This window comes from Synechococcus sp. RS9909, from assembly GCF_014279595.1.
Classification (GTDB): domain Bacteria; phylum Cyanobacteriota; class Cyanobacteriia; order PCC-6307; family Cyanobiaceae; genus Synechococcus_C.
This window is the reverse complement of the sequence record NZ_CP047943.1, coordinates 2,506,448-2,524,807: the sequence shown is the minus strand read 5'-3', so window position 1 is coordinate 2,524,807 and position 18,360 is coordinate 2,506,448. Positions and strand designations below refer to the sequence as shown.

The window sequence follows — 18,360 nt, the reverse complement described above, 5'->3', positions numbered from 1 at the left end:
CAGAAGCACAATGACTCAACCATTGTCAAAGCGGTTCCTGATCGGGCTCGCAGCTGTTTCCCTCGGTGTGTCGGTCACGGCCTGTGGTGGTGGTGAAAAAACGGCGGATAGTGGCCAGTTTGACGATTCCGTCAAGGTGGGCATTCTTCACTCTCTGAGTGGCACCATGGCCATCTCAGAAACCACCTTGGTGGACACTGAGAAGATGGCGATTGAGGAAATCAACGCCGCAGGTGGCATTGAAGTTGATGGCAAGAAATTCAAAATCGACTACATTGTCGAAGATGGGGCTTCGGATTGGCCCACCTTTGCCGAAAAATCCAAGAAGCTGATTGATTCCGATAAGGTTGCGGTTGTCTTCGGCGGCTGGACCTCCGCCAGCCGCAAGGCGATGCTGCCGGTGTATGAGTCAAAGGATGCCTTCCTCTATTACCCGATTCAATACGAGGGTCAGGAGTGTTCCAAGAACATCTTCTACACCGGTGCGACTCCGAATCAGCAATCGGAGCCAGCCACCGAGTTCATGTATCTGAAGTCGCCGGCTGCCGGCAAGCCCTTCTTCCTTGTGGGCTCGGATTACGTGTTCCCCCGCACCTCGAACACGATCACCAAAGCGCAGCTGGCCGTGCTTGGCGGCAAGGTGGTGGGTGAAGATTATCTGCCTCTCGGCAATACCGAGGTGGCGCCGATCATCGCCAAAATCAAAGAGGCGCTCCCCGATGGTGGTGTGATCATTAACACCTTGAATGGCGACCAGAACGTGGCCTTCTTCAAGCAGATTCAGGATGCTGGCATCACGCCTGAGAATGGCTATTACGTGATGAGCTACTCCATTGCCGAGGAGGAAATCAAAACGATTGGACCCGAGTTCCTCAAGGGCCACTATGGCGCCTGGAACTACATGATGTCGATCGATACGCCGGCATCCAAGACCTTCGCCGCCAACTACAAGAAGTTCACGGATGATCCCGATGCCGTGGTGGCTGATCCCCAGGAGTCGGCCTACAACATGGTCTATCTCTGGAAGAAGGCGGTAGAAAAAGCGGGCAGCTTCGATGACGACAAGGTACGGGAAGCTCTGATCGGCGTCAAGTTTGATGCTCCTCAAGGGCCGATCGAAGTGCGTCCCAATCACCACATCTCGCAGATTGCCCGGATCGGCAAGATCACTCCGGCAGGTCAGTTTGAGATTGTGGCCCAGTCGGATAACCCGATCGACCCCCAGGCCTGGAACCAGTTCGATCCTTCCTCCAAAGGCTTCGCCTGCGACTGGAGCGACCCCAGCAAGGGCGAGAAATACAAGCTCTGATCGCTGGCTTGACCCCTGCGGGAGTGGCTCAGCACTCCCGCTTCTTTTTCACTCTCTGACATTTGCCAGTGGAGCTTCTTCTTGAAAGCCTCTTCAATGGTCTGGCGATTGGTTCTGTGCTGTTGATTGCAGCCCTGGGCCTGGCCATTGTGTTCGGTCTGATGGGTGTGATCAATCTCGCCCATGGTGAGCTGATCATGCTCGGCGCTTACACCACCTATGTGGTGCAGCTGATTTTCAAGCAGCCAGCGCTGCTACCCGTCTACGACATGTATTTGATTGTTGCTCTGCCGATCGCCTTTGTGGTGAGCGGCGTTGTGGGCATTTTGCTGGAGCGCACAATCATCCGCCGTCTTTACGGCAACCCTTTGGAGACCTTGCTCGCCACTTGGGGGGTGAGCCTGATTCTGCAGCAGTTTGTTCGCAGTGTGCCCCTCGCCTACGGCGCCGGACTGGTGCTGGCCCTGCTGATCGGTTTTCTGCTGCCGGCACTGCTGCCGGAGCGGCTGCAGCTGCAAATGTCCTCGCGTTGGCTTCGTCTGGGCAGTTGGGCCCTTGGCGCCCTGGTTGGTGTGGTGTCGGCCGGTGGATTGGCCGCAGCCATCCGCAAACTCGGTCGCCCGGATGCGCGCAACGTGGATGTCACGGCACCGGCCTGGATGCGTGGCGGGATCGAGTGGATGGATGTCACCTTTCCGGTGCCCCGTCTGGTGATCATCGTGATCACCGTTCTGGCCCTGGTGGCGATCGCCTGGTTTCTCAATCGCAGCGTCTGGGGTCTGCGCATGCGGGCCGTCACGCAGAACCGCTCCATGAGTGATTGCCTGGGAATTTCCACCGACACCGTCGATGTGCTCACCTTCGGCATCGGTTCCGGTCTGGCAGGCATTGCCGGTGTGGCGGTGTCGATGCTGGGTTCGGTCGGACCGAACGTGGGCTCGTCTTACATCGTGGCCTGCTTCATGGTGGTGGTGCTCGGTGGTGTCGGCAACCTGCTCGGCACCGTGATCGCTTCCCTGGCCATCGGTGTGCTCACCGATCTGATCGGCGCTGGCCGTCTGCTCACGCTCTGGCCCGGCATGCCGACGCCACTGGAATCCACGGTGCAGTTCTTTGCCACCACGAGCATGGCGCGGGTGCTGGTGTTTGCCCTGATTGTGGTGTTCCTGCAGTTCCGACCCGCCGGCCTTTTCCCTCAGAAGGGCCGGATGGTGGAGGCCTGAATGATGACCCGTCGTCGTTTTCCCTGGTCATGGCTCCTTTGGGCCGTCGTGATCGTGGCGGTGCTGCTGGCGCCATCGGTGTTGCCCGTGTTTCGGCTCAACCTCCTCGGCCGCTATCTGGCCCTGGCGATCGTGGCCCTCGGGATTGACCTGATCTGGGGTTTCACTGGTCTGCTCAGTCTGGGCCAGGGGATCTTCTTCGCCCTCGGCGGATATGCCGCGGCCATGTTTCTGCAGCTCGGCAGTGCATCGGACGCGGCCCATGGGTTGCCGGAGTTTTTCAGTCTCTATGGCGTTGATCAGCTGCCCCTGTTCTGGGAGCCTTTTCGATCGCCCTTGTTCACGCTCATCGCCATCGCCCTGATTCCTGCGCTGGTGGCGGCGGGCCTCGGCTATCTCGTGTTCCGCAACCGGATCAAGGGGGTGTATTTCTCGATCCTCACCCAGGCGGCCCTGCTGGTGTTCTTCAATTTCTTCAATGGCCAGCAGAAGCTGATCAATGGCACCAACGGTCTCAAGACCGATGTCACCATGCTGTTCGGTCAGATGGTGGGCTCCGAGGGGATGCAGCGGGGCTTTTTCTGGCTCACGGCTGCTCTGGTGATCGTGAGCTGGTTGTTTGTGCGCTGGTTGGTGCGTGGTCGCTTCGGTGATGTGCTGATTGCGATTCGCGACGACGAATCGCGTCTGAGGTTCACGGGCTACAACCCGACCCAGTTCAAAACGATCGTGTTTGCCTTGGCCGGCGCGCTCGCCGGTGTGTCGGGTGCTCTCTACACGGTGCAATCGGGCATTGTGTCGCCCCAATACATGACGGTGCCCTTTTCGATCGAGATGGTGATCTGGGTCGCCGTGGGTGGACGGGGCACCCTGCTCGGGGCCGTGTTGGGGGCTGTGTTGATCAACTACGCCAAGAGCCTGGTGAGTGAAGCGATTCCTGAATCCTGGATGTTCATTCAGGGTGGTCTGTTCATCCTGGTGGTGACCGTGTTACCGCAGGGGCTGCTGGGGTGGTGGCGCAGCGATGGTCCGCGCAATCTCCTGCTCCGGCTCGGTGTGCCGAGACGATTGGCCACCTATCCGCGCTTGGAGCTGGATGGTGATGAGGAGGTGCAGCCGTGACGGCCTCGACCCACCTAATCGAGTTGCGGGCGATCAGCGTCAGTTTTGATGGTTTTCTCGCTCTCAATGATCTCAACCTCTGCCTCAAGCCCGGTGAGCTGCGCGCCGTGATCGGCCCGAATGGGGCCGGGAAAACCACCTTCCTGGATGTGATGACGGGCAAGGTGCAGCCAACCCGTGGCGAGGTGCTGTTCAAGGGGCGCAGCCTGCGGGGACTGCCCGAACACCGCATTGCCCGTTTGGGCATCGGTCGCAAATTTCAGAGCCCCCGGGTGTTTGAACAGCTCACGGTGCATGAGAATCTCGCTTTGGCGGTGAGCCGTCCGAAGCGTCCCTGGCCTTTGCTGATGTCTGGGTTGTCGACGACGCAGGACGAGACAATCAACCAGTTGATGGCGATCGTGAATCTGCAGAGCCGGGCCCAGCAGGCTGCTGGCTCCTTGTCGCATGGTCAGAAGCAGTGGCTGGAGATCGCCATGCTCGTGGGACAGGATCCCGATCTGCTGTTGGTCGATGAGCCGGTGGCGGGTCTCACCGATGAGGAGACGGAACTTACCGCCGATCTGCTCAGGTCACTGGCGGGTGATCACACCGTTCTGGTGATTGAACACGACATGGAATTCATCCGTCGGCTTGATAGCCCGGTCACGGTGCTGCATCAGGGCCATGTGCTCTGTGAAGGCTCGATGGATGTGATTCAGAGCGATCCCAAGGTGATCGAGGTGTATCTGGGTAGCGCTGATGAGGAGCACGCATGACACTGCTGGAGATTCAGGGCCTGAACACCTATTACGGCGAGAGCCATATCCTCCGGGATGTAGACCTGTCGGTGCGGGCCGGAGAGATGGTGTGCCTGATTGGACGCAACGGCGTTGGCAAGACCACCTTGCTGAAGTCGTTGATCGGGTTGCTGAAACCCCGCAGCGGTGATCTGTTGTTGGAAGATCGCTCCCTGCAGCGCCTGTCGCCCCACCAACGGGCTCGGGCCGGGATTGGTTACGTGCCCCAGGGGCGGGAGATTATTCCCCAGCTCACGGTGGAGGAGAACCTGATGCTCGGCATGGAAGCCCTGCCGGGTGGCCTGGCGCGCAACCGCCGGATCGATCCCCTGGTGTATGAGCTGTTCCCGATTCTGCGGGAGTTTCTGCCGCGCAAGGGTGGGGATCTCTCCGGGGGACAGCAGCAGCAGCTGGCCATCGCCCGTGCCCTGCTCGGTCGCCCCAAATTGCTGTTGCTCGATGAACCCACCGAGGGGATTCAGCCCAACATCGTGCAAGACATCGAGGCCGCCGTGCGGCGCATCATCGCCGAAACAGGCATCGGCGTGCTCCTGGTGGAGCAGCATCTGCATTTCGTGCGCCAGGCCGACCGCTACTACGCCATGCAACGGGGTGGCATCGTCGCCAGTGGCCCCACCGCTGAACTCAGCCAGGCGGTGGTGGATCGCTTCCTCTGCGTGTGAACGTCAGACGCGTCTGCGCGTCAGACCAGCGTCACCGTGCCGCTGCCGATGTCGAAGTAGCCCACCACGATCCTGAGGTTGCCGTTGTTGACGGCAGCCTCAATCACCGTGCTGCGGGCAGTGAGCTGCTTGGCCGCCTCGCGGGCATTGGCTTGGATCGCCGCTTCCAGATCCTGATCGGGGCGGATCGCGGCGCCGATCGGCGTGAGCAGCTCCTTGAGCAGCGGGGTGGCGGCATCGCCTGAGCGTGCTGCCGTGACGGCACCACAGCCGCTGTGGCCCATCACCATCACCAGGGGTGTGGCCAGCTCCAGCACGCTGAATTCCACCGAGGCGATCGCAGCAGCGAAGGCGGTGTTGCCAGCACTGCGGATCACAAACAGGTCGGCGGGGGCGGCATCAAAGATCCATTCCGGGGCCACGCGTGAGTCGGCGCAGGTGAGCACGGTGGCCCAGGGGGCCTGGCCCTGTGTCAGCACGCTGGCCGGTACGAAACAGTGCCCACTCCAGAGTGCGGCCATCCGCTGGGCGCGGGCGTCGGCGCTGCGGGCCTGGTCTGCCTGCTGCCAGGCGGCGGCGAAGCGGGCGTTGCCGTCGCGCAGGGCCTGGAGTGGGTCGGCGGGCCGGCAGCTGCGCGGTGAGGCCGGCGCGGCCGCCTGGGCCGAGGCGGGGCGCCCTGGCCCCAACAGGCCGATGCCGCTGAGGCCGGCCCCGAGCAGAAAGGTGCGTCGATCCAGTCGCAAACCGTTGCGGCGGCGGATCATCAGTCTTGAGGATCAGGGTGCGTGCTCGGCTTGTCCCAGGTTGGTGAGGGCATGGCGCGAGATCTCGGGCAGAGCGCTGTTCACCGCCAGGGGCAGGATCAGCAGCGCCAGGCCTGCCAGCACGAGCATGTGCATCAGTGCCGGGAGTTCCAGCGGCTGCCCATTGCTGAAGAGCTCCATGTCGAGTAGCAGCACCCCCAGATAGAGGGCCCACCACAGGCCGGAGCGCAGGTCGATCGGTTGGTGCTGGCGCCAGCGGTTCACCGCATAGATCAGGGTGGGGATCAGGATCACGGTCACCGCGCCTTCGAGCGCCTGGCGACCGCACCAGCTGGTGGCCCAGGTCGCCATCACAAAGGCGATGCTGCACAGCAGGGTGGCCTGGGGAATCCGGAACGGTCGCTGTTCCGCCGGTAGCTGCCGGCGCAGGGCCAGCAGGCTGACGGGACCCATGGCCAGGGCGATCACCAGGGTGGAGGTGAGAAAGCTCACCACGGTCTGCCAGCTCGGCCCGATCCAGAGCAGGGCGGAGCCCACCACCAGGCTGCTGATCAGAGCCCAGTGGGGAACGCCGCGGCTGTTGAGCCGTCCAAGTCCTTTCGGCAACAGGCCGCACTCCCCCATCATCCAGCTCACCCGCGCCGACACCCCCACATAGGTGAGGGCCGTGGCTCCCGGTGAGATCACCGCATCGATCAGCAGCAGGGTGGCCACCCAGCCCAGGCCCAGTCCGAGGGCGAGGGCCACCATCGGGCCGCCATGGGCCGTGAGGGTCAGTGCGGTCCAGCCGCTCTGGAGATCGGCCTGGGGCACGCTCACGAGGAAGGCCAGTTGCAGGATCAGGTAGATCACCAGGCACAGGCCGAGGCCAACCCCCATCGCCAGGGGCACATCGCGCTGGGGGCGGCGCGCTTCGCCGGCCAGATCCATCGCCGTACGGAAGCCCAGCAGGCTGAAGAGAATGCCGCCGCTGCCGATCGCATCCACCAGGGCACCTTGCCCCATCGTCACTTTCACGCCCAGATTGCCCCAGTGGCCCGAGAGCAGCATCAGGGTCACCGACACCAGCACCGGCACGATCAGTTTCCAGATCGTGAGGCTGTCGATCCAGTGGGCGAGTCGGCTGACGCCGGCCAGGTTGATCCAGGTGAACAGCACCAGCAGAACCACAGCCACCAGTTGACCGGCGCCGCTGAGCACCTGCAGGGTTCCCTGGTCGCGGGTGAGCCAGGGCAGGCTGCTGGCCAGGTACTGGAGCAGGGCGAGCACTTCGATCGTGGGGAGGGACACATAGGAGATCCAGGCGCTCCAGCCGCCGATGAAGCCGGAAAGGCGGCCATGGCTGAGCATGGGGATCTGGGCCAGGGCACCGGAGCTGTTGACCAGGGCGCCGAGTTCGGCGAACACCAGGGCCAGCACGAAGGCCATGGCGCCACCGGCGACCCAGGCCACCAAACTGGCTGGCCCGGCGCTGCGGGCGGAGAAATACGGCGCGAAGAGCCAGCCCGATCCGATCGTGCTGGTCACCACCGCCAGGATGAGGGTGCTGACCCCCAGATCCCGCTTCAGTTCCATGGCTGTCGTTGGTGTCCTCCCAGGATTGACAGAACTGGCGGATCGCGCCACAGGGTCATCCCTGATCGCCCTGATCGAGAAGCCTGGTCCAGAGGGCGCGCGCATCCACCTGGGCGTTCAGGGGCTGGCCATCCACGCTGCGCAGGGGGCGGCAGCCCAGGCTGTTGATCAGCAGCCAGGCGTCGTTGGGATCGGGCTGGGGGTCCAGGCGTTGTTCGCGCGCAAGGCCCAGCGCCAGTGCCCGGCCGCGCATTACCCCCGGCAAACAGCCGCTGCTGAGGGGTGGCGTCCACCAGGCTTCCCCACGTTTCACCAGCAGATTGGCCGTGCTGCCGCAGCAGAGCTCTCCTGAGGTGCTCAGCAGCAGGGCCTCATCGGCACCCTGCTGCTGAGCTTCTCGCCGCGCCTGGATCGCCTGGTCGTAGGCGAAGCTTTTGCAGCGGCTCAAGCGGCTGGAGGCGTTCCGGCGTTCATGGCGACTGATCCAGGCGGCCACGGCGCTGAAGTGTGGTGTGTGGGGGTGCAGGCTCAACCAGAAGCGGTGGGAGTCGGCTGAGGGATCGCCTTGCGGGAGGTCGATGCCGCGTTCCGGGCCATCCCCTCGGCTCCAGTTGAGCCGCAGGGCGCCGCAGCCGCTGCCGATGCCGCTGCGGGCCATCGCTTCTGCGATCAGGCCCTTCAGCCATTCCGCCTTCGGGGGTGCCGCCATGCCGAGCTGGGCGGCACTGGTGTGCCAGCGCTGCAGGTGCGCGTCCAGAAGCCTGGGGCGGCCGCCCTGCACGAGCACCGTTTCAAACAGGCCGTCCGCCAGCTGCAGGCCCCGGTCGCTGAGGGGCAGCATCAGCTCCTGGTCGCTGCCCCAGGCGCCGTTGCACCAGCTGATCATGCCAGGGCCTCCAGCAGGGGCAGCAGCTTCCAATCCAGTTCGTCGGCTTCTGTGGCTGGATCGGAATCGGCAACGATGCCGCATCCGGCATGCACCCGGAGCTGGTCGCGGCGGCGCAACACGGTGCGGATGAGGATGTTGCTGTCGAGGCGACCATCCCAATCGAGGCGCAGCAGCGAACCGCAGTAAGGACCGCGCCCCACCGGCTCCAGTTCGCCGAGGCGCTGGCAGGCGCGCAGTTTCGGGGCGCCACTGATCGAGCCGCCCGGCCAGCAGGCTTCCAGCAGATCCACCCAGTCGGCGCCGTCCTGGAGTTGACCGGTGACCACGGAGGTGAGGTGATGCACGCGCGCGTAGCTCTCCAGCCCCACCAGTTGCGGCACCTGCACCGACCCCGGTCGGCACACCCGGCCGAGGTCGTTGCGCAGCAGGTCCACGATCATCACGTTCTCGGCCCGGTCCTTGCTGCTGCAGATCAGCTCCGCCGCCAGATCCGCATCCCGTTCCGGATCGGGATGCCTGGGCCGGGTGCCTTTGATCGGGCGGGTCTCCACCCAACCGTCGGGCCCCACGCAGAGGAACCGCTCGGGTGATGTCGACAGAATCGCCTCACCGGCGGCGTCGCCCGCCCCCACCACCAGGCCAGCAAAGGGGGCGGGGCAGCGCTGGCGCAGGCGTGTGAACAGGGCCAGGTTGCTGATCGGCTCCAGCAGTTGCGTGCTGCTGCAGGTGGTGAGATTGGCCTGAAACAGATCGCCGGCGCTGATCAGTTCGCGGATGTGTTGCACCCCGGCCATGAAGCCACGGCGATCGCTGTGGTGTTGCCAGGGGCTGTGGGCGGGGACGGGGGCCTGGGCTGATGCAGCGGAGCGAGGCAGGCTCTCCAGCCAGTGCGCCATGGCGCCATGACGAACGGGATCGAGGCCCTCCAGCCACAGCTCCTGTTGCTGCAGATCGAAGCGCAGCACCGGGTCGTGCCGGGCGATCCAGAGGCTGGCCATCGCATCGGGTCGCCAGGGTTGGCCCGGTTCGAGCCAGGCGGCCGCGTCGTAGCTGAGCCAGCCGGTCCAGTGGCCCGGGGGCAGCCTGCGCAGGCTCTCAAACGGGTTCCGGGCGTCTGGATCGCCCGGAAGGCCGCGGCAACAATGCTGCTCCAGCGGTTGTACCGCCAGGGTGAGCCAGCGTCCCAGCGCGCTGCCATCGCCATCGAGCCAGATCAGCCCTTCCTCGCCGTGGTCGCGGGCCAGGGCCTGGGCGAGCAGATCCGGCTCCAGCCACGGACAGGCCTTGCGGATCAACCCGGGGCAGCTGGCCATGCCGCTGCTCATGGTGTGCCAGGGCTGCAGAGATCGGGACGTCCGGCGGCCCTCAGGGCCTCATCACGGATCCGGCAGCTGTCGCACACTCCGCAGGCCACGGCGCCGCCGCTATAGCAACTCCAGGTCTGCTCAATGGGCACCCCCAACCTCAGCGCCTCCTCCACGATCCGCTGTTTGCTCCATTCCACCAGCGGTGCCCAGAGTCGTGGACCCCGACCTTCCAGCCCAGCGCGACTGCTCAGATTGGCCAGGGTTTGAAAAGCGGCCAGATAGTCGGGTCGGCAGTCGGGGTAACCGGAGTAATCCACGGCATTCACGCCCAGCACAAGCTGATCAGCCCCACGGGTTTCGGCCAGGCTGAGGCCGATGGCGATGAACACGGTGTTTCGCCCAGGCACATAGGTGGAGGGAATCACACCCTGCTGCACCCCCTCTATGGGCAGCTCCTGGCGGCGGTCGGTCAGTGAGGAGCCACCCCAGCTGGCCAGGTTGACGGCGAGCGTGTGGTGTTCCTCCAGGCCGAGGCTGTTGGCCAGATGGCGGGCGGCCTCCAGCTCCCGGCGATGGCGCTGGCCGTAGTCGAAGGAGAGGCCGATCACCCTTTGCCCGGCTTCGATGGCCAGGGCGGCGGCGGTGGCGGAATCAAGCCCGCCCGAGAGGAGGGCAATCGCGATGGAATCGGTCATGCTTGGCATTCTGTTGCCGCAGGGGTCATGGCCAGACGTTGCTTCCACGCATCAAGCGCAAAGCGTGTGGGTTTGCAGGGTCTGGCCCTGCTGGCTGCCGCTGCGGCAGCCATGGCACCACCTGCAAAGGCGATCCCCCGCCTCGATCTGAGTGGGTATCCTGCGCCGGCCCCCGGTCTGAAGCGGTGGGTGATCCAGCCCTCCGGCCTGCTGCCGAAGAGCTCGGATCCGAGGATTTCTGCCAACCCGATCGATTGGCGCATCCAGCTGATCGTGGGCCGGGAGGTGATGCTGGATTGCAACCTGCAGCGTCTGTCGGGGCCTGGTCTGACGATGCGCCGCCTGCCGCAGGCGTCGGGACGGGCCCTGTTTGAAGTGAAAGGCCCTGTGATGGTCGTCAGCACCCGTAAGGCCTGCCCGCCGGATCAGAAGCCCGAGCCTTCCTTTCTCTCCCTCGGCAAGCAGCCCGATCTGGTGCCTTACAACGCCTCCTGGCCGATCGTGGTGGATCTGCCCGCCAACCTCGCCCTGCGCTGGCGCCTCTGGAAGGCCGAGACCCTCCAGCAGCCAGCGGTGCAGCTGTGATCGGGGTCAGCTGAGGTCGTTCAGGCGATGCCGTTGATCTCCAAAGGGGTGAACACCGCCTGAAGATCATTGAAGTCGCCATCGCCAAGACCGAATTGATCCTCGACTTGAAAGGAGAGACCACCTGCCCACTGGAAATGGTTGAGACCATCGCGATTGGCTTCAGCAAATGGTGTCCAGGTGTCACCGGCTGAGGTCGTCACGAGTGGAGCGATCAGGGCCGTGTCATCGAGGGCTTCGATGGCGAAGGAAAAGCTGCCCATCTGGGCGGCGTCCTGAGAGATGCGACCGCTGAGGTCGTCGTTGCTGCTGTCTCTGACCTCAAAGGTTTGCGCCAGCTTCGGCGCAGCCTCAAAGATTTGCGCCAGCACCAGTGCAGCCTCACGGTAGCCAGCGTCGCCAGGAGACAGCCGTGCGCCGCTGATTGGATCAAAAACGGACCCTTGCGTGTCGGCCACTTGGTAGAAGCTCAGGTCGTTGGAGAACTCAGATGATTCATTGAAATAGCTGAAGAGATCAACGGCAACCTGATTGTTCGTGATGAAGTTTGTGAAGTTGAATACCACCGTCTCGCGATCGGTGGGTTGAATCGAGTTGTTGAGGTTGTCGGGCAGTTCGCTGCGTTGCAGACCAACAAAGCCGTAGAGACTTCCTTCCTTGCCGCCTGAAAACTCCTTTGTCGACCAGATCTCGTCTGTGTTGAACTGCGGCTGGCCGTTGGCAATGTCTATCGTTGCCGAGGGGAGGATCGCTGTTTGGTCGTAGTTGAAAGTCAGAATGCCTGGGTTTTCGGTGCGATCAAAATCCTGGTAAATTTCCACTCTCTGCAAGAAGGGCTCAGCATTGGGTCTGGCCTGAATGGTGGTGTTCCAGAGATCGATAGCCTCGGCTTCAGTTAAGCCGGCGCGATTGATTGCGTCGGGTGAATAAGTCTTGGTTGGATTGAGGGGGTCGATGATCACCGCATAGGCTTCGCCGCGGTCGATCCGCATGTTGTTGTTGCTGTCATTCAGCTCAAGGCCAATGCCTGTGAGGGCGTGACCGCCTCCACTCGTGTAATCGTCATGGAAAACTACCGGCCCTTTAGCAAAGGCGGCCACCAACTCTGAGAAAACATTGAGTTGCGTGCCTGAATTAGGATTCCAGGAAGCCGAAAAGTCGTTTGCCACTCCCCGGTCTGAGAAATAGTGATGGATTCCTGAGAGGTAATTGTCTGAATTCGTGCCTCCTGGTGTTGTCTCCAGAGCGTCGCCGAGTGCGAGCCGTGTGTTCAGCAGGCCGTTGTGTCGATCGGTTCCGCTCACCAGCAGTTCGGGCGTTTCGTGCCAGGCGGCCATGCCTGCCAGGGCATTGGTGACGGCGGTGGGGAAGCAGGCTGAGCCCCCGTACCACTGCAGTTGCGGCAGCAAGCCGTAGAGATCAGCAGGGATGGGTTGTTCGGGCCGGTAAGTGTCGAAATCACCCGAGATTTCCAAGTCAGGAAGGGAGAGTCCGAAAATGCCCAAAATAAATAGACGGCGTCAACGGGATCATTTTATGCGAAGGAAGACGCGAGTCACCGCGCGTTTGAGGCCAGGCGTGCTGCGTCGATGACCAGATCTTTCAACGCACCCCAAGCCACTTGTGGCTTTGGAGGCTGAGGCGCCAACGCGGGTTGCCGCGCACCATGTCCGTCGCCAGCTCCTGTCCTGCCTCGCTGCTCCATCCCGGTTGAAGCAGCCAGGTGGCCTGGGGTGCCTGGGTTGCCACCACCTCCGCGAAGAGCAGATCCGCCGGCTCGTGCACCACCACCTTGAGTTCATCACAGGCTTGCAGCACCTCGGCACGTGGCGGGCGATGGCGCTTGGGGGAAAGGGTGACCCAGTCGGGTGCACCGCTGAGGGGATCCACGCCACTGGTTTCCAGATGCACGGGAAGGCTGCAGATGCGCCGGATCGCTGCGGTGAGGGCGTCGAGTTGGTGGTGCAGCGGTTCACCGCCGGTGAGCACCACAAAGGCGGCTCCTGCATGGGCCGCTTCTGCTGTGGCAGCGGCGAGGCTGTCGACGCTGCGTTTCGGATGGGCCTCCGCTGGCCAGGAGTGTTTGGTATCGCACCAGCTGCAGCCCACGTCACAGCCCCCGAGGCGAATGAAAAAGGCGCTTCTGCCGGCATGGAGACCCTCCCCTTGCAGGGAGTGGAAGGTTTCCACCACGGGCAGCGTTGCGCTCATGCCAACCGCTGCTGCGCTGCTTCGATCAGGCCGCGGAAGAGGGGATGGGGGCGCCCTGGCCGGGAGAGAAATTCCGGGTGGTACTGGCAAGCGGTGAAGAAGGGATGATCCGGCAGTTCGATCAGTTCCACCAGGCGCCCATCCGGTGAGGTGCCGCTGATCGCATAGCCCGATTCCAGGAACAGGCTGCGATAGGCGTTGTTGAATTCGTAGCGGTGGCGATGCCGCTCGTACACCACCTCGGCGCCATACAGCCGCGCGGCCATCGTGCCCGGCGCCAGACGGCAGGGATACACACCGAGTCGCATCGTGCCCCCCAGATCCACCACATCCTGTTGTTCGGGCAGCAGGTGAATCACCGGATGGGTCGTGCCCGGATCCAGCTCGGCGCTGGAGGCGCCGCTCAGCCCCGCCTGGTTGCGGGCCCACTCGATCACGGCGGTTTGCATGCCAAGGCAGAGGCCCAGGAAGGGCACCCGCTGTTCACGGGCCCAGCGAATCGCCGCCACCTTGCCATCCACCCCCCGGTTGCCGAAGCCACCGGGCACCACCACCGCATCCATGCCCTGCAGTAGAGGCTCGGGCCCGCGGCCCTCGATCTCCTCAGCGCAGACCCAGTGCAGATCCAGGGAGGCATCCTGGGCCAGGCAGGCGTGGCGCAACGCTTCCACCACCGACAGGTAGGCATCGTTGAGCTGCACATACTTCCCCACCAGCGCCACCTTCACGGCGGGGCCGGGGTTGCGCAGCTTGTGCACCAGCTGGGACCAGCCGGTCATGTCGCTCTCATGATCAGTGAGTTGCAGCACATCCAGCACCTCGCGGCAGAGGCCCTCCTCCTCGAGGGTCAGGGGCACGGCGTAGATGCTGTCGGCGTCGAGCGAGGGAATCACGGCCCGCTGCGGCACTCCGCAGAAGCCGCCGATCTTGCGTTTGAGTTCGTCGTTGATCTCCCGGTCGCTGCGGCACACGAGTAGATCGGGCTGGATACCGATGGAGCGCAGCTCCTTCACCGAGTGCTGGGTGGGTTTGGTTTTCAGTTCCCCCGAGGTGCCGATGTAGGGCAGCAGGGTCACATGGATGTAGGCCAGGTCATGCCGGCCCACATCGCCCCGGAACTCTCGGATCGCTTCCAGAAAAGGCAGCGATTCGATGTCGCCCACGGTGCCGCCGATCTCGGTGATCACCACGTCGGCGCCTGAGTTGGCGGCGACGCGATGGATGCGTTCGCGAATCTCACCGGTGATGTGGGGGATCACCTGCACTGTGCCGCCGTTGTAGTCGCCCCGCCGTTCCTTGTTGATCACCGCTTGGTAGATCGAACCGGTGGTCACGCTGTTGAGGCGCGACATCGCCGTGTCGGTGAAGCGCTCGTAATGGCCCAGGTCGAGGTCGGTTTCGGCGCCGTCTTCCGTGACGAACACCTCACCATGCTGAAACGGACTCATCGTGCCCGGATCCACATTCAGATAGGGATCCAGCTTCAGGATCGAAACGTTGTAGCCGCGGGATTTGAGCAGGCGCCCCAGGCTGGCGGCCACGATTCCCTTGCCGATGCTGGAGACCACGCCACCGGTGACGAAGACGAATTTGGCCATGACCCCCCGGGCGACTCTTCAATGTACCGAGCGCCCTCTGGGGATCACGCTTCCAGAAGGCTGCGCAGCATCCAGGCCGTTTTCTCGTGAATCTGCAGCCGCTGCGTGAGCAGATCGGCCGTGGGTTCATCGCTGGCGGCATCGGCCAGGGGAAACACACTGCGGGCCGTGCGGGCCACCGCTTCATGGCCTGCCACCAGTTCGCGCACCATGGCGAGCGCTGCCGGCTGCTGATCCGCTTCCTGGATTGAGGCCAGCCCGGCCAGGGTGCTGCCGCCATGGGGAGCGACCACGCCGAGGGCGCGGATCCGTTCGGCGATCACGTCGAGGGCGTTCCAGAGCTCGGTGTATTGCTCCATGAACATCAGGTGGAGCGTGTTGAACATCGGCCCGGTCACGTTCCAGTGAAAGCCGTGGGTTTTGCCATACAACACATAGGTGTCGGCCAGCAGGCGGCTGAGCCCGGCGGCAATCTCTTCACGCTGGCTGGTGGCAATGCCGATGTCGATCGAGGGAGCGCTGGCCATGTCAGGTGCGACGGTCTGAACACTTGTTAGCGCCGCTGGGCCGCTTCCGCTCAGGAATCCAGACCCTGGATGTAATCGCGCACCTTGCAGCGCCGCTGGGGCTGGCGCAGTTTGAGCAGGGCCCGGGTCTCGATCTGTCGCACCCGCTCGCGCGAGAGGGCCATCGTTTCACCGATTTGCGCCAGGGTGCAGGGGGTGTCGTTGTCCAGCCCGAAGCGCAGCCGGATCACCGCCGCTTCCCGATCGGTGAGTTCATCGAGCAGGTGCTCTAGATCGTGATGCAGGGCATCGCGGGTCAGTTCCTGCTCCGGGGTCGCCTTGCCGTCTTCCAGCAGATCACCGAGCTGGGTGTCCTGTTCCTTGCCCACCCGCAGCTCCAGAGACACGGAGCGGGGCACACGCATCAGGGTGAGGCGCACGGTCTCCTCGCTGAGCCCCAGCTTCTGGGCCAGGTCGGTGAGGGTGGCGATCCGGCCCTCCTGACTGGCGATTTCCTGCTGCACCCGTTTGATCCTGTTGAGCTTCTCCGTCACATGCACCGGCAGGCGGATCGTGCGGCTCTGGGTGGCAATCGCCCGGGTGATGCCCTGGCGAATCCACCAGTAGGCGTAGGTGCTGAAGCGGAAACCGCGGGTGGGATCAAATTTCTCCACCGCGCGCTCCAGGCCCAGCGTGCCCTCCTGCACCAGATCCAGGAGTTCCAGACCCCGCTGCTGATACTTCTTCGCCACCGTCACCACCAGGCGCAGGTTGGCAGCGATCATCCGGTCGCGCGCGCGGCGTCCATCGCGCAGCTGGGCTTTCAACGTGCATGGCTCCAGCTCGATCAGGCGGCTCCAGGTGCCGTAGCCCTCGTTCAGGATCGTCTGGAGTTCGGCCACGCTCATCCCTGCCGCCCGGGCCCATTCCTGGCGGGTCGGCCAGTGGCAGTGGTGATTGGCTTCCCGCTGCTGCAGTTCCTCCAGCTCCAGCAAACGGCGCAGAACCGGATGCGCTTCAGCCAGCTCCCGCTCCTGTCGCAGGAGCTGCTCCCGGCGTTGCACCTGCCGGGCCAGCAGCACCTCCTCCTCATTGCTGAGCAGGTTCACCCGGCCGATGTCCTGGAGATACAGGCGCAACAGGTCGTTGCCGGCACCGGCGCGACTCCGGCTGACGCCGGTCGATCGTTCGCTTGTGGTCAACAGCCAGTCGCCTGAATGCCTTCAGGGTTTCGCCGGATCGCTGCCGGTGGCTGGAATGAGCGGAATCTATTCGGGATCCACCCAGGTGCTGGCTACGTGCAGCTCTTCAAGCTGACGGTCGGAGACGCCGGCGGGTGCGGCGGTCATCAGGCACCGTGCCTGCTGCGTTTTCGGGAAGGCGATGGTGTCGCGGATGGATTCTTCGCCAGCGAGCAACATCACCATCCGATCGAGGCCGAAGGCCAGGCCGCCGTGCGGTGGCGCCCCCATGTCGAGGGCCTCGATCAGGAAGCCGAACTGCTCCTTTGCTTCGGCTTCCGGCAGGCCGATGGTCTTCAGCACCTGGCGCTGCAGGGCTGAATCATGGATGCGCAAGGAGCCGCCGCCCAGTTCGAGGCCGTTGAGCACCAGGTCGTAGGCCTGGGCGCGGGCGCCGGGCAGGGTCTCGGCCCAGGCGGCCGGATCGCTGCCCAGATCGTTGCCGTTGGGCGCGCAGAAGGGGTGATGCAGCGCTTCGAGGCGGTTCTCATCGGCGTTGAACTCGAACATGGGGAAATCCACGACCCAGAGGAAATTCCACTGATCGTTGTTGCGATCCGCTGGCACCAGGCCCAGCTCTCTGGCCAGGACCTGGCGCACCCGATCCAGGGCCTTGTTCACCGTGGCGGTGTCGCCGGCGCCGAACAGCAGCAGGGTGCCGGCCTCGGCGCCGGTGCGGCTGAGCAGCTCCTGCTTTTGTTCTTCAGAGAGGTTGTCTTTGATGGCGCCGATCGTGTCGATGTCGCCGCCTTCGCGCACCCGGATGAAGGCGAGGCCGCCGGCGCCCGCCTGCTGGGCCTCACTGAATACATCGCCACCGGGTTTGATGCGCACATTGCTCACGGCGTCGTTGCCGCCGGGCACGGCGATGCATTTCACCGAACCGCCGGCCTTGACGGCACCGCTGAATACTTTGAAGCCCATGCTGGCCACGATGTCGCTCACATTGGTGAGCTCCATGCCGTAGCGGGTGTCGGGCCGGTCGGTGCCGTAGCGCTCCATGGCGTCGTGCCACGTCATCCGCGGAAAGGGACGGGGCAGCTCCACGCCCTTCACGGCCTTCCAGATGCTGCTGATCAGGCGCTCGTTCAGATCAAGGATCTCGTCCTGATCCATGAAGCTCATCTCCATATCCAGCTGGGTGAATTCCGGCTGCCGATCGGCACGCAGGTCTTCGTCCCGGAAGCAGCGGGCCACCTGGTAGTACCGCTCGATGCCACCCACCATCAGCAGTTGCTTGAACAGCTGGGGCGATTGGGGCAGGGCGAACCACTCACCGCCACACACCCGGCTCGGCAGGATGTAGTCGCGAGCGCCTTCCGGGGTGGAGCGCGTCAACACCGGGGTCTCCACTTCGATGAACCCCTCGTCTTCGAGGAAGCGCCGCGCGGTCTGGATCGTGTGGGCGCGCAGGCGCAGGTTGTCGTTCATGCGCTTGCGGCGCAGATCGAGATAGCGATGGCGCAGGCGCAGTTCCTCGCGGGTGTTTTCCTCGTCGTGAATCGACACCGGGAAGGGCAGGGTGCCTTTCACGCCATTGAGCACGGTGATGCTGCTGGCCAGCACTTCCACATCACCGGTGGTGAGGCGTTCATTCCGCGACTCTTCCGGTCTGGCGCGCACCGTGCCGGCCACCTGCAGCACGGATTCGCTGCGCAGATGTTCCGCCACGGCAAAGGCTTCCGCACCCAGATCGGGGTCCACCGTCACCTGAACGGTGCCGCTGCGGTCGCGCAGGTCGATGAAAATCACACCACCGTGATCACGGCGACGGTCCACCCAGCCGCAGAGCTGCACCTGGTCGTCGATCTGCTGCTTGCGCAGGTCGCCGCATCCGTTGCTGCGCATGGGATCTGTTGGTGGTGGGAGACAA

17 protein-coding genes are annotated in these 18,360 nt (G+C 63.9%); 6 read left to right on the top strand and 11 right to left on the bottom strand.

Going from position 1 to position 18,360, the window contains the following annotated elements:
• Window positions 1-10: 10 nt before the first annotated feature.
• From urtA to urtE, 5 genes are all read left to right on the top strand, one after another.
• Window positions 11-1,309, top strand: coding sequence for an urea ABC transporter substrate-binding protein (gene urtA, locus SynRS9909_RS13400; protein WP_038001005.1), 1,299 nt, complete (start codon window positions 11-13; stop codon window positions 1,307-1,309).
• A 68-nt stretch (window positions 1,310-1,377) separates the two neighbouring features.
• Window positions 1,378-2,532, top strand: a complete 1,155-nt coding sequence (urtB, locus tag SynRS9909_RS13395; RefSeq protein WP_007101195.1) for an urea ABC transporter permease subunit UrtB — start codon at window positions 1,378-1,380, stop codon at window positions 2,530-2,532.
• A complete protein-coding gene (gene urtC / locus SynRS9909_RS13390; RefSeq protein ID WP_007101196.1) occupies window positions 2,533-3,654 on the top strand; it encodes an urea ABC transporter permease subunit UrtC in 1,122 nt (373 codons plus the stop codon).
• Window positions 3,651-4,412, top strand: coding sequence for an urea ABC transporter ATP-binding protein UrtD (urtD, locus tag SynRS9909_RS13385; RefSeq protein ID WP_038001006.1), 762 nt, complete (start codon window positions 3,651-3,653; stop codon window positions 4,410-4,412). The genes urtC and urtD overlap by 4 nt, the downstream gene beginning before the upstream one ends.
• A complete protein-coding gene (gene urtE, locus SynRS9909_RS13380) occupies window positions 4,409-5,116 on the top strand; it encodes an urea ABC transporter ATP-binding subunit UrtE (RefSeq protein ID WP_007101198.1) in 708 nt (235 codons plus the stop codon). The genes urtD and urtE overlap by 4 nt, the downstream gene beginning before the upstream one ends.
• 20 nt (window positions 5,117-5,136) lie before the next feature.
• Here the strand turns inward: urtE and SynRS9909_RS13375 are convergent, their stop codons facing one another.
• The 5 genes from SynRS9909_RS13375 to queC are packed head-to-tail and all read right to left on the bottom strand — an operon-like array spanning window position 5,137 to window position 10,346.
• The gene (locus tag SynRS9909_RS13375) at window positions 5,137-5,880 is read right to left on the bottom strand and encodes a carbonic anhydrase (RefSeq protein ID WP_007101199.1); all 744 of its coding nucleotides are present in this window, start codon (window positions 5,878-5,880) and stop codon (window positions 5,137-5,139) included.
• A 12-nt stretch (window positions 5,881-5,892) separates the two neighbouring features.
• The gene (locus SynRS9909_RS13370; RefSeq protein ID WP_007101200.1) at window positions 5,893-7,455 is read right to left on the bottom strand and encodes an APC family permease; all 1,563 of its coding nucleotides are present in this window, start codon (window positions 7,453-7,455) and stop codon (window positions 5,893-5,895) included.
• A 55-nt stretch (window positions 7,456-7,510) separates the two neighbouring features.
• On the bottom strand, window positions 7,511-8,341 hold the full coding sequence (locus tag SynRS9909_RS13365) for an aminotransferase class IV (RefSeq protein ID WP_007101201.1): 831 nt from the start codon (window positions 8,339-8,341) through the stop codon (window positions 7,511-7,513).
• The gene (locus tag SynRS9909_RS13360; protein WP_007101202.1) at window positions 8,338-9,669 is read right to left on the bottom strand and encodes an anthranilate synthase component I family protein; all 1,332 of its coding nucleotides are present in this window, start codon (window positions 9,667-9,669) and stop codon (window positions 8,338-8,340) included. Before SynRS9909_RS13360 ends, SynRS9909_RS13365 begins: the two co-directional genes overlap by 4 nt.
• Window positions 9,666-10,346 (bottom strand): 7-cyano-7-deazaguanine synthase QueC, encoded by a 681-nt coding sequence (queC, locus tag SynRS9909_RS13355; RefSeq protein WP_007101203.1) that lies wholly within the window; start codon window positions 10,344-10,346, stop codon window positions 9,666-9,668. The genes SynRS9909_RS13360 and queC overlap by 4 nt, the downstream gene beginning before the upstream one ends.
• Window positions 10,347-10,457: 111 nt before the next feature.
• Between queC and SynRS9909_RS13350 the strand changes: the two genes are divergently transcribed.
• Window positions 10,458-10,931 (top strand): ecotin family protein, encoded by a 474-nt coding sequence (locus SynRS9909_RS13350; RefSeq protein ID WP_050752602.1) that lies wholly within the window; start codon window positions 10,458-10,460, stop codon window positions 10,929-10,931.
• Between the two features lie 20 nt (window positions 10,932-10,951).
• Here SynRS9909_RS13350 and SynRS9909_RS13345 read toward each other — a convergent pair whose 3' ends face one another.
• The 6 genes from SynRS9909_RS13345 to aspS all read right to left on the bottom strand — a co-directional run bounded on the left by SynRS9909_RS13345 (window position 10,952) and on the right by aspS (window position 18,335).
• The gene (locus SynRS9909_RS13345; RefSeq protein ID WP_007101205.1) at window positions 10,952-12,436 is read right to left on the bottom strand and encodes a hypothetical protein; all 1,485 of its coding nucleotides are present in this window, start codon (window positions 12,434-12,436) and stop codon (window positions 10,952-10,954) included.
• A 97-nt stretch (window positions 12,437-12,533) separates the two neighbouring features.
• Complete coding sequence (locus tag SynRS9909_RS13340; RefSeq protein WP_007101206.1) at window positions 12,534-13,142, bottom strand: 7-carboxy-7-deazaguanine synthase QueE; 609 nt, start codon at window positions 13,140-13,142, stop codon at window positions 12,534-12,536.
• The gene (locus SynRS9909_RS13335; protein WP_007101207.1) at window positions 13,139-14,740 is read right to left on the bottom strand and encodes a CTP synthase; all 1,602 of its coding nucleotides are present in this window, start codon (window positions 14,738-14,740) and stop codon (window positions 13,139-13,141) included. Before SynRS9909_RS13335 ends, SynRS9909_RS13340 begins: the two co-directional genes overlap by 4 nt.
• Before the next feature lie 44 nt (window positions 14,741-14,784).
• Window positions 14,785-15,267, bottom strand: coding sequence for a Dps family protein (locus SynRS9909_RS13330; RefSeq protein ID WP_007101208.1), 483 nt, complete (start codon window positions 15,265-15,267; stop codon window positions 14,785-14,787).
• Between the two features lie 50 nt (window positions 15,268-15,317).
• A complete protein-coding gene (locus SynRS9909_RS13325) occupies window positions 15,318-16,448 on the bottom strand; it encodes an RNA polymerase sigma factor, RpoD/SigA family (protein WP_007101209.1) in 1,131 nt (376 codons plus the stop codon).
• A gap of 66 nt (window positions 16,449-16,514) precedes the next feature.
• Window positions 16,515-18,335: an aspartate--tRNA ligase gene (gene aspS, locus SynRS9909_RS13320; protein ID WP_007101210.1), complete on the bottom strand. Its 1,821-nt coding sequence runs from the start codon at window positions 18,333-18,335 to the stop codon at window positions 16,515-16,517.
• Window positions 18,336-18,360 lie beyond the last annotated feature (25 nt).